At 65.6% G+C, this 10,891-nt stretch carries 8 protein-coding genes, 1 pseudogene and 1 CRISPR repeat array; of the genes and pseudogenes, 8 read left to right on the forward strand and 1 reads right to left on the reverse strand.

Going from position 1 to position 10,891, the window contains the following annotated elements:
* Positions 1-37: 37 nt before the first annotated feature.
* Positions 38-1,442: a CRISPR direct-repeat array (repeat unit 30 nt; unit sequence GTTGTGACCCCTCGCAGGGGCGATGAGGAC).
* A gap of 143 nt (positions 1,443-1,585) precedes the next feature.
* Positions 1,586-1,840, reverse strand: coding sequence for a CRISPR-associated endonuclease Cas2 (locus AB0N02_RS08920; RefSeq protein WP_363944140.1), 255 nt, complete (start codon positions 1,838-1,840; stop codon positions 1,586-1,588).
* A gap of 502 nt (positions 1,841-2,342) precedes the next feature.
* Here AB0N02_RS08920 and AB0N02_RS08925 point away from each other — a divergent pair.
* The 8 genes and pseudogenes from AB0N02_RS08925 (at position 2,343) to cas2 (ending at position 10,267) form a co-directional block, all read left to right on the forward strand.
* The gene (locus tag AB0N02_RS08925) at positions 2,343-3,008 is read left to right on the forward strand and encodes a CRISPR-associated endoribonuclease Cas6 (protein WP_363944141.1); all 666 of its coding nucleotides are present in this window, start codon (positions 2,343-2,345) and stop codon (positions 3,006-3,008) included.
* Positions 3,005-4,420: a Cas8a1 family CRISPR/Cas system-associated protein gene (locus AB0N02_RS08930; RefSeq protein WP_363944143.1), complete on the forward strand. Its 1,416-nt coding sequence runs from the start codon at positions 3,005-3,007 to the stop codon at positions 4,418-4,420. Before AB0N02_RS08925 ends, AB0N02_RS08930 begins: the two co-directional genes overlap by 4 nt.
* A complete protein-coding gene (gene cas7i / locus AB0N02_RS08935) occupies positions 4,417-5,442 on the forward strand; it encodes a type I-B CRISPR-associated protein Cas7/Cst2/DevR (protein ID WP_363944145.1) in 1,026 nt (341 codons plus the stop codon). Before AB0N02_RS08930 ends, cas7i begins: the two co-directional genes overlap by 4 nt.
* On the forward strand, positions 5,439-6,104 hold the full coding sequence (gene cas5, locus AB0N02_RS08940; protein WP_363944147.1) for a CRISPR-associated protein Cas5: 666 nt from the start codon (positions 5,439-5,441) through the stop codon (positions 6,102-6,104). Before cas7i ends, cas5 begins: the two co-directional genes overlap by 4 nt.
* Positions 6,105-6,109: 5 nt before the next feature.
* Entirely contained in the window at positions 6,110-8,521 is a 2,412-nt protein-coding gene (cas3, locus tag AB0N02_RS08945; RefSeq protein ID WP_363944149.1) for a CRISPR-associated helicase Cas3', read from the forward strand.
* The gene (locus AB0N02_RS08950) at positions 8,518-9,015 is read left to right on the forward strand and encodes a CRISPR-associated protein Cas4 (protein ID WP_363944151.1); all 498 of its coding nucleotides are present in this window, start codon (positions 8,518-8,520) and stop codon (positions 9,013-9,015) included. The genes cas3 and AB0N02_RS08950 overlap by 4 nt, the downstream gene beginning before the upstream one ends.
* Before the next feature lie 3 nt (positions 9,016-9,018).
* Positions 9,019-9,999, forward strand: a pseudogene (gene cas1, locus AB0N02_RS08955) (CRISPR-associated endonuclease Cas1).
* A 4-nt stretch (positions 10,000-10,003) separates the two neighbouring features.
* Positions 10,004-10,267 (forward strand): CRISPR-associated endonuclease Cas2, encoded by a 264-nt coding sequence (cas2, locus tag AB0N02_RS08960; RefSeq protein WP_363944153.1) that lies wholly within the window; start codon positions 10,004-10,006, stop codon positions 10,265-10,267.
* The last annotated feature ends 624 nt before the right edge of the window (positions 10,268-10,891 follow it).

The following is a 10,891-nucleotide window of genomic DNA, read 5'->3' on the forward strand; positions in this document are numbered from 1 at the left end:
CGAGCGCCTCCGAGCGGGTCGGCCAGACCTACTGGATGTTGTGACCCCTCGCAGGGGCGATGAGGACAACATCCCCTGAACCCCACGAGACGAGACCAGAGTGTTGTGACCCCTCGCAGGGGCGATGAGGACCGAGGTCGGCCGCGGTCGCGGCCGGGCGGCGGCGCGGTTGTGACCCCTCGCAGGGGCGATGAGGACACGTCCAGTGCAGCCATCGCGTCGGCCAGCCGGTGTTGTGACCCCTCGCAGGGGCGATGAGGACCGCCACCAGGGTGACAGTGCAGCCGAGGATGAGGGGTTGTGACCCCTCGCAGGGGCGATGAGGACAAGACCGCCCGGTCAGGGTGGTCAAGGGCTCGAACTTGTTGTGACCCCTCGCAGGGGCGATGAGGACTGGTCAAGGCCAGTGCCAGCGGCTTCAAGACGCTGCTGTTGTGACCCCTCGCAGGGGCGATGAGGACAGGAGGTGGACGGCGACCATGGGCGGGCCGGCGACCAGTTGTGACCCCTCGCAGGGGCGATGAGGACTGCCGAGGTCGAGCGGCTACGCGAACAGCTCAAGCAGTTGTGACCCCTCGCAGGGGCGATGAGGACGGCCCGTCATCCTCGGGCCCAGGTGCGGGGGCCGAGTTGTGACCCCTCGCAGGGGCGATGAGGACGTGAAGGTGACGGTGTCAGCGCCGTACCAGATGTGTTGTGACCCCTCGCAGGGGCGATGAGGACCCTCGCCCATCGGCACCGTTCCGCCATGATGCATGTTGTGACCCCTCGCAGGGGCGATGAGGACCGGAAGCGGGGGGACCACGCGGCCAGCTACCAATGAGTTGTGACCCCTCGCAGGGGCGATGAGGACTTGGACCGCGGCGGAGGCGGGCAGGGCGGCGGCCAGCGGTTGTGACCCCTCGCAGGGGCGATGAGGACGCCCTGTGCGAACTCGACTACCGGCCCATGCTCGGGTTGTGACCCCTCGCAGGGGCGATGAGGACTGGACAGGCTGACGTGTGGCATGGGGTTGGGGGGCTGTTGTGACCCCTCGCAGGGGCGATGAGGACGAGTCCGCCCGCCAAACGCTGGCGCTGAAATACACGTTGTGACCCCTCGCAGGGGCGATGAGGACCGCCACCGTGGACGTAGTCGCTGCTCTCCTCGTGTTGTGACCCCTCGCAGGGGCGATGAGGACACGGCACGATCCCGCCGGGGGTCGTCGTGCTCACGTTGTGACCCCTCGCAGGGGCGATGAGGACTGCTGCCCGGCCAGGACGGCGGCCATCAGGGCCCGCAGTTGTGACCCCTCGCAGGGGCGATGAGGACTGCCGTAGCTGGCCGGCCGGTGGCTCGGCACTATGAGTTGTGACCCCTCGCAGGGGCGATGAGGACGAGTTGGCGAACTCGCCCAACCCGTTTGCGGCGATGTTGTGACCCCTCGCAGGGGCGATGAGGACCCCAAAGTAAAGCCGCTGGTCGTCGGTAGCAGGGCAGGCTGGTTTGGGGGCTGGATTTCAGCGAACCTCCGGTTGTGCGAGAGAGCCCGGTGTGTCGCTGAAGTTTGTCGCTATGGAGGGATCAAGGGGCGGGGCTGGCGGGGCTAAAGGATATCCGTGGGTTCGGGTTCGGTGGCTCCCCAGGCGAGCCGTTGAGGAGTGCTGCCGGGCGGGAAGGTGTAGACGATGACGCTGTCATAGCCGAGATCGAGGACGGTGGCGACGGCGTCTTGGAAACGACGCAGCTGAGCCGGGGTGAGTTGTCCTTCGAAGACGCTGCGTTGGACGTGATGGAGGTACTGACGGCACGTGCGCAGGATCTGCGGGTTCCGCTCGGCTGCGGTGTCATAGACCACCACGACATACACGGAGTGGTGTGATCCAGGCACGACTCAGGCCTTGTTCCTTGATTCAAGGCCTGAGTGAGCGTGCAGCTCGGAGTAGTAGAGCGGCCCGGGCTCGAACCCGGAACCTATGGATGAACCCCGGAGGGGCGATAAGCATCAGGTTCTCATGCACTCATAAGGAGAACCAGTCCGTTGCGACCCCAGGGGCCCTCGAAGGCCCAGGGAGTGACTGCACATCATGATAGCAACGTCGACTCTGACCTTTTTGTCGTGGTTACTGACTTGAGTCGGGACTGGCTCTTCTTATTTGCCAGACACGCACTAAAGCGTGGCACTAGCGTGAGCGTCGTCACGCAGGAGTGCATGGCGGTTACTGTCCCAGAGGCCGCCGACATTTCCGGCTTGAGCATGTCGAGCGGACTTAGGCAGGGACATGGTGCGGGTGCAGTTGGATGTCCATACGGAGGCACGGGAGCTCGCCTGGACGTCGGTGATACGGCCTGGGAGAGCACTGGTGTACTCCCTGCTGGATCGCAAGGTTCCTCAGCTGGGGGCGGAAATCCATGCTGGGGGTCTGAAGCCGCACGGCATGGTGCCGTTCGGCTACTCGGCCCCGGTCTTCCCTCGAGCGGAACGGCGTCGGGGGGTCTACGCGCTGGGCGGGCCGGGGGTATGGGAGCTGGCCAGTCCGGTGCCGGAACTCGTGGAGGCTTTCGCGTCGGCTCTCGCGGAAATACCGGTACTGGCCTGGGGGGCTACCGCATTCTTCGTCGACGAGGTCCGCATATTGGAGGCGCCGTCGTTCTCCTCAGGCCAGGCGGCCTTCTGCACGAGTACGCCTGTGGTGCTGAAGGGGGCCGGGGTGGGGGCCTCGGGCGTGCGTGAGACGCGGCAGGACTGGTTGCTGCCGGGGGAGCCGGGGTGGGATCTGGCCTTCGAGCGCAACCTGCAGCGTAAGGCCGAGACCATGGGGCTGGATCCTGATGTCACCCTGGAGCGCGTCACCTGGATCGGGCCAAAGCGGTCGTTCGCCGTCGCAGGCAGTACCGGAGCAGGCGGAAGCAAGCCAGGCGCCTGTGTGAAGGTGGAGGTCAGGGCCGACCCCGAGATTCTGCAAGCCTTGTGGAGCTGGGGCTTGGGACAGTCCAACAGCGCCGGCTTCGGGTGGGTGGACGCATGACCGGCACCAGCGACTTGGAGCAGGCACGGCTGATGCTGACGGCGCACCCGTTGCAGCGGGTCGGCGCATACGCCGTGGCCGCGATGGCCAGCGACCTGGAGCCGGATGAGCTACCAGCCGAGGACTTCGAGCGAGCAGTGAAGACGATGACACGGGATGCCATCCGGGCCGCTCTGGTAAGGGACAGCAAGACCGCCGAGGGATTCTGGCTCAAGGCGAGCTACTCCATAACCCCGAACTCCCCAATGAACCATCCGAGCAACGGCAAGAAGCCCGATGACGTCATCAAGGCAGGGATACAGGAGTGGCGGAACGCGTCTGGAGACGGTGCAAATCCAGATGCCGACTGCGTCCTGTGCGGGCGTCCGGCGGTTGGGTTCTTCGGGAAAGTCGATGTTCCCCTGGCGGAAAGCAACGCCTACCGCAACAGCACGCCACGAGGGCATGAGGGAATGGCGCTGTGCCGGCCGTGCGTGGTGAGTTTCCACGCGCTTCCGTATGGCAGCCATCTGACGGGTGGCGCCTCGTACGCGCTGCACAGCTGGGACGCGGGGTTCATGCGAAGGAGCGTCCAGCGCCAGGTCGACCGCAATCTGATCATCGCTGAGACCGGCAAGCTCACCGAGGGCTACGCGGCGGTCCGCGAGGTGGTGGCGTTGCGGGCGCTGCGCGGGTACGGCGAGCGGCTCACCGCCGGTGTCGAGCTGCTGGTCTTCAACAACAACAACCGCGGCCAGTCCCTGGAGATCCATTCGTTGGACCAGCCGCTCGCCGAGTGGCTGCGCCGGACTCTCCGCCCGGTGAACAGGCAGGGTTTCGCGTTCTTGGTGAGGGCTCATGTCACGGCCTACACGCCTGGAATCGTGATGCTGGCCCGCAACGCCTTCGGCGAGCCGACGCGGTTGTTCAGCACCGCGGTCCGCCACCTGGGACGGGTCGTCTCCCTTACTGACCACGACCGTGAGCAGGTGGCCTCGGCGTCACGCCTGCTCGATTACTTCGTCATCGAGGTGATGCAGATGAACGAGAAGGATCTCGCCGAGATCAGAGCGTCCGCACACAAGGTCGCAGCTCTGCTCAGCAAGCAGGAGACCGGGGGGAAGCTGAACAGCTTGCGGGCCTCCATGCGGGAATCCCGCAAGATGCGGGCATGGCTGACCAAGCACAGCCTGGAGTGGGCGATCCAGCCGCCGGAGAACGCCGACGGGCCCCTGGTGTCTGAGCGTGCGTTCGTCCTGTTGTTCGGCCCCGGTCAGGACAACCCCGCCTGGTTCCACCGCGATGTCTTCCTATTCGGCGTGCTGGAGAAGCTGTCCCAGCTTGGCTGGCGCTCCAAGAAGGCCGAGGAGGACCTGGAGGAGATCGAGAACACCACGGATGTCAGCTTCGTCAACGAGGAGGAAGAGCAGTGAGCTACCTGGCCGGAAAGATCGTTCTCGATATCGTCGCGGGCGCGCCTAACAACGGCGAGGGCGAGGACAACATCGGCAAGGCCAAGCAGCTGCGGGTGGGCCGAGACGTCTACCCGTACGTCTCGGCGCAGGCGGTGCGCCGCTGGCTGCGTGATTCTCTCCCACGAGACGAACCCCGTTCCGGGGTGACCCGATCGGGTTCGGGTAAGAAGCAGCAGGCCCACACTGAAGGTCGTCCGGACCGCTACTTGGACGATGATCTGTTCGGCTACATGGTCGCGGTGAGCAAGCAGAACTATCAGCGTGACACTGTGCTGTCCACCGGAACGTTCGTGTCACTCACCCCGCAGCGCCCCACCGAGGATTTCGGGACGATGAGCCGGGACTTCCCCGCCGGTGAACACCCCGTCATCCACCAGCACGAGCTCTACAGCGCGGTCCTGGCCGCCGACGTTCTGCTGGACCTCCCGCGAGTGGGCGTGTTCGAGACCGACGGGAGCGGCTTGCGGGTGGCACTCAGCTCGGACGCCGCGAAGGAGGCTGAGGCTGCGGGCTCCATCAAGACGGTTCTGCGCGGCGTCGACGCACTGCGTCTGCCGCAGGAGGAGCGCCGACGCCGGGTCGCGGTCCTGCTGGAGACCCTGGCGAAGCTGCGGGGCGGCGCCAAGCAGTCGCTGCACTACGGCGACCGTACGCCTGCACTGGTACTGCTGGCATCGGTGAAGGGTGGCGTCAACCCTTTCACCCGTGTGCTGGGCGCTCGCGATGGCAAGCCTGCATTCGACGCGGATGTGCTGCGTGAAGAGATCAAAGCCTGGGCCGATGAGCTGGACGGGCCGGTCCTGCTGGGGTGGGCACCGGGATTTCTCGGGGACCAGCGCGAAAAGGCGACGCGGGAGCTGAAGGACCTCATCGAGGATGGTCGGGTCGCCATCGAGCACCCCCGCGTTATGCTGACCAACCTTGCGAACGAGATCCGGCAAGGTGACCATGACGGCTGGTTCGAGGACCCGGTGGCATGACCGCCACGGAATCCACGGTGCTGGAGGCGACATTCACCGCGCCCGTCGCCTCCTTCCGCAACCCGCTGTACGCGGGTGTGCAGGTCACCCTGCCGTGCCCGCCACCGGCGACCGTCGGAGGAATGCTGGCCGGCGCAGCCGGGGGGTGGGACGCTGTCGACCCGGGGCTGCGTTTCGCGATGGCGTTCCGGTCAGGCGGGAAGAACACCGACTACGAGACCTACCATCCGCTGGACGCCACAGGAAAGAAGGCATCTCCCACCCCCAGGCATCGCGAATTCCTGGCCGCGGCCGTCCTGACGGTGTGGCTTTCCGATGACACCGAAACCTGGTGGCGTAGGCTACGCCGTCCGGTATGGCCGCTACGTCTGGGGCGCAGCCAAGATCTCGTAGGCCTCTCGCTCCGCATGGTGACCCTCACATCCGAACCCGGGGCGCTGCGATCCGCGATCGTCCCCGACGAGACCGGCCTACTCGGGGGAACGCCGCTGCGGCTGCCGACGGCCATCAGCCCTCGGCGTGACCGGACGACATGGAACACCTACCGATACGACTCCTCCGGTCTTAGTCAGACCCTGGTCCTAGGGAGCCGATCGACCGAGGAAGGGCAAGCGGTGGCGCTGCTACCCGTATGCCACCCTGACGCCGTCGCCTGGCGGTGACAGCGATGGAACTGGCATCCGTCAGAGCCAAGAGCAGCCGGAACGGCCATCGTCCAGAGTCTCTCACCGACCACCTGGTCGCGACCTGCACGGCCGCCTGTCAGCTCCAGCGCCGAGTTGGGATGCTCCCGGGCCTAGACGACAGTCTCGGGCGGCTGTTCTGGGCCGCTGTCAAACTCGCAGCCCTCACCCACGACGGCGGAAAGATCCCCACCGGCTTTCAGGACATGCTCACGGGACGGATCCGGGTGTGGGGAGAACGGCACGAGGTCCTGTCTCTGGGCTTCCTGCCGTCTCTCATCCACAATCCCGACCTGTTGCTGTGGGTGGCCACCGCGGTGGCCACCCACCACCGGCCTCTGCATGGCGAGCCCGGCCGTGACCTGATGGGTCTGTACGGCGGCTGCGATGTGGCCGAGCTGCGGCAAAGGATCGGGCCGATCCCCCCGCAGATCATCCTCGAGTTAGAGGAGTGGTTCCGCGATACGGCGCAGGCAGCGGACCTGCCGGTGGCCGGCCCGTCGAAGGCACCGCTGGACACCGATACGTTGCTCGAGACCGCGCACGACTTGCTCGGCAGGGTGCTTGAGCAGTGGGAAGAGCGGGTCAGACCTGATCGCGGGCTTGCCGCTGTTCTCCTGCAGGGAGCCGTGACCCTGGCTGATCACCTATCGTCCGCACACGAGTGGCTGTCCCTCACCCAGCCCCTGAACGACTCGTTTCGCACACTCCTCGACCAGAGGTTTGTCGAACAAGGCAAGGTGCTGCGTCCCCACCAAGTACGGGCAGAGACGCAACTGGGCCATCTGCTGCTACGGGCACCGACCGGCAGCGGCAAGACCGAGGCCGTCCTGCTGTGGGCGGCCACCCAGGTCACCGACCTGGCCCAGGAGACCGGTGGGGTGCCGCGGGTCTTCTTCGTTCTGCCCTATCTGTCGTCTATCAACGCGATGGCCGACCGCCTCGAAGACCTCTTCCAGGCTCCCGGCACTGTCGGGGTCGCGCATTCCAAGGCCGCCTCCTATCATCTGGCGGCGTCGATCGCTCCCGAGGACGGCGACGAAACCGACCAGGACAACAACCCTTGCCGCGTCGACGCTGCCACCAAGGCCATCTCCCGCGCTGCCGCCACCAAGCTGTTCCGCGAGAGCGTCCGGGTCGCCACCCCCTACCAGTTGCTGCGCGCGGCTCTGGCAGGCCCCGCCCACTCCGGCATTCTCATCGACGCGGCCAACTCCGTCTTCGTCCTCGATGAGCTCCACGTCTACGATCCCCGACGGCTCGGCTGCATCCTTGCCTCCGCCCGCCTTTGGGAGGACCTCGGTGGACGCATCGCCGTCGTCTCGGCCACTCTTCCCGACGTGATGTCCGACCTGTTCGCCGATACGCTCACCCGACCTGTCCGTCTGGTGGACGCCAAAGGTTTCGACCCGCCATCCCGCCATCGCCTCCGTACCAGGGACCATCACCTCACCGATCCGGCGGCGCTCGCCGAGATCCGTTCTCGCCTCGTTCAGGACGAGTCCGTCCTGGTGGTGGCCAACAATGTCGCCCAGGCGCTGGAGATGTTCGAAGAACTCGCTCCTGACGTCGAAGAACGTCATGGCGAAGGCTCTGCGCTGCTGCTGCACTCTCGTTTCCGTCGTGGGGACCGCAACGGCATCGAGCAGAACATTAGGGCGAGATTCGGAGCCGGCCTGCCGAAACGGTACCCAGGGCTCCTGGTCGCGACACAATGCGTCGAGGTCAGCCTGGACCTGGACTTCGACGTGCTCCTGACAGCCGCAGCCCCCTTGGAAGCCCTGCTCCAGCGCTTCGGCCGCGTCAACCGCCTCGCCAAGCGACTCCCCGCCGACGTCATCGTCCACCGCCCCTGCTGGACGACCCGTCGCAACGCACCAGGCGCCGAATTCGCAGACGGGATCTACCCCCGTGAACCTGTCGAAACTGCCTGGCAGCTTTTGGTCGCCCACGCCGATACCGTCGTCGACGAGTCCAACGCCACCGACTGGCTCAACCACATCTACGCCACCGCCTGGGGAGTCGCATGGCGTGAGGAAGTCCGCGACTACTGCGCAACCTTCACCCACAGGCTCCTCACCTTCCGCCGCCCCTTCGACTCTCGCTCCGAACTCACCGCTGTCTTCGACGAGCTCTTCGACGGCACCGAAGCGATCCTCGCCCAGGACCGGGATGCATACGCCGACGCTCTGGCCCAAACCCCCGGACAGCCCAAAGCCGGCCGTCTTCTGGCCGACGAATACCTGATCCCGATGCCTCACTGGGCTGGGCGCCTCAGCGGCTACGACAAGAAACTCCAGGTCCGCATCATTGAGGGTGACTATGACCCGCACGTCGGTCTGCGCGCTGTCCGCGGGCCTGCCCAGTCCACTTACCAGCCTGGGGAGGTTCTGTGATCAAGGCCGATGATGTCGGCGGGACTCACATCAAGTACCTCTACCACTGTCGTCGACAGCTCTGGCTCTTTCTACGAGGGGTGCGACCTGAGCACCTGAACGCGGCGGTGCAGTTGGGCGAAGCCGTCCACGACACCACCTATACCCGCCATACCCCCGTGGATCTCGGCGCCGCTCGCCTGGACTTCGTCGACGGCCAGCGATGGGTTCACGAAGTGAAGTCGTCCAGCAAGCCGACCGCCGCAGATGAGGCTCAGGCCCGTCACTACTGCCACCGTCTGCACCGTGTCGGAGTTGACGCACAAGGTGCGGTCCTGCACTACCCCAAGACGCGCCGAACAAAGAAGATGATCTACACCCCACAGGACTCGGTGCAAGCAGAAGCCGATATCGCCGACGTCCTGGAGACAGCGGCACTGCCAGGCTCTCCACCTCGACTCGCCCGCAGCAACTGCCGTGGATGCAGCTTTACTGACTACTGCTGGACGGAGTGACTCTTGCCGACCGCTGCTCGTACCTACTGGCTGACCGGCCCTTGCCGGATCCGGCGCAAGGATCAGTCACTGCTGATCGAGCGTGAGAACGCCGCCCCTGTCCACATTCCGGTCACCGATGTGCGAGATATCGTCGCCTGCGCCGAAACCGACATCAACACCGCGGTCGTGTCCCTGCTCAACCGGCATCGCATCAACGTGCATCTGCTGAGCTACTACGGCGATTAAGCGGGCTCCCTGCTGACCTCTGACACCAGCACCTCAGGCGAGACCGTCCTCGCACAAGCCCGGCTCGTCGGCGATCCCGACGCCGCTTTGAAGATCGCACGTGACATCGTCGAGGCCACGGCCTTCAACGTCCGCCGCGTCGTCGACCGCAGGCTTCTCACCCGCCCCTACACCGTTCTCCAAAACACGGTGGCCGAGGCCGAAAACGCCGCCCACCTGATGGGCGCCGAAGGAACCTTCCGCCGTTCAGCCTGGGCTGTCATAGACACCAAGCTTCCCGAATGGCTCCAACTCGACGGACGTAGCCGACGACCGCCCAAGAACGCCGGCAACGCCTTCATTAGCTATGTCAACGGCATCGTGTACGCGCGTGTCCTCACCGCCGTCCGCCTCACACCCCTGCACAGCGGTATCGCGTTCCTGCACAGCAGCATGGAACGTCAACGGCACTCCCTGGTCCTGGATCTGTCGGAGATGTTCAAACCACTGTTCGCCGAGCGTCTGCTCCTGCGCATGGCCAGCCGCAACCAACTCAAGGAACACCACTTCGACAGTGACACCAACCAGGCGATGCTCAGCGAAACCGGCCGAAAGCTCATCGTCCAGGCTGTCCGGGACGAGTTCGCCGTCACCGTCGCGCATCGCGCTCTGGCCCGCTCCGTGGCCTACGACGAACTGCTTTACCTTGACGCCCTAGCGCTGACCCGTCACTGCCTGGAGAACACCGGCTACAAACCCTTCCGGATCTGGTGGTGACTCCATGTACGTCGTGGTGGTCTATGACACCGCAGCCGAGCGGAACCCGCAGATCCTGCGCACGTGCCGTCAGTACCTCCATCACGTCCAACGCAGCGTCTTCGAGGGACAACTCACCCCGGCTCAGCTGCGTCGTTTCCAAGACGCCGTCGCCAGTGTCCTCGATCTCGGCTACGACAGCGTCATCGTCTACACCTTCCCGCCCGGCAGCACTCCTCAACGGCTCGCCTGGGGAGCCACCGAACCCGAACCCACGGATATCCTCTAGTTCCGCTCCTTGATCCCTCCATAGCGACAAATTTCAGCGACACGCCGGGCTCTCTCGCACAACCGGAGGTTCGCTGAAATCCAGCCCCCAAACCAGCCGGTCCTACTGCCGATGACCAGCGGCTTTACTTTGGGGTCCTCATCGCCCCTGCGAGGGGTCACAACGTTCGACGCGCCAACTTGCCTGGTCCGCTGACGGGGGTCCTCATCGCCCCTGCGAGGGGTCACAACTGTTGTGAAGCGGGGAGGGGGAGGGGGCGTCCCGGGGGTCCTCATCGCCCCTGCGAGGGGTCACAACCCGAGAACGCCCGCATCTACCTCACCACGCTCGGCCTGGTCCTCATCGCCCCTGCGAGGGGTCACAACGCCGCCGACGTGACGGCCAGCGCGTCGGGCGTGGCGTCCTCATCGCCCCTGCGAGGGGTCACAACCCGGAGGTGGGCTTGCCGACGCGCCGTTCTGCGAGTCCTCATCGCCCCTGCGAGGGGTCACAACCTGAAGGGCACCGTCACGGCGGGCGACTTCGACGGGGTCCTCATCGCCCCTGCGAGGGGTCACAACCCGAGAACGCCCGCATCTACCTCACCACGCTCGGCCTGGTCCTCATCGCCCCTGCGAGGGGTCA

Origin of the sequence: Streptosporangium sp. NPDC051022, from assembly GCF_040683035.1 — a bacterium.
Lineage (GTDB): Bacteria > Actinomycetota > Actinomycetes > Streptosporangiales > Streptosporangiaceae > Streptosporangium.

Excerpts from the sequence above, each read along its gene's own strand:
- AB0N02_RS08930 (WP_363944143.1), top strand. The coding sequence starts at position 3,005 with ATGACCGGCACCAGCGACTTGGAGCAGGCACGGCTGATGCTGACGGCG.
- cas5 (WP_363944147.1), top strand. The coding sequence starts at position 5,439 with ATGACCGCCACGGAATCCACGGTGCTGGAGGCGACATTCACCGCGCCC.
- cas3 (WP_363944149.1), top strand. The coding sequence starts at position 6,110 with ATGGAACTGGCATCCGTCAGAGCCAAGAGCAGCCGGAACGGCCATCGT.
- cas2 (WP_363944153.1), top strand. The coding sequence starts at position 10,004 with ATGTACGTCGTGGTGGTCTATGACACCGCAGCCGAGCGGAACCCGCAG.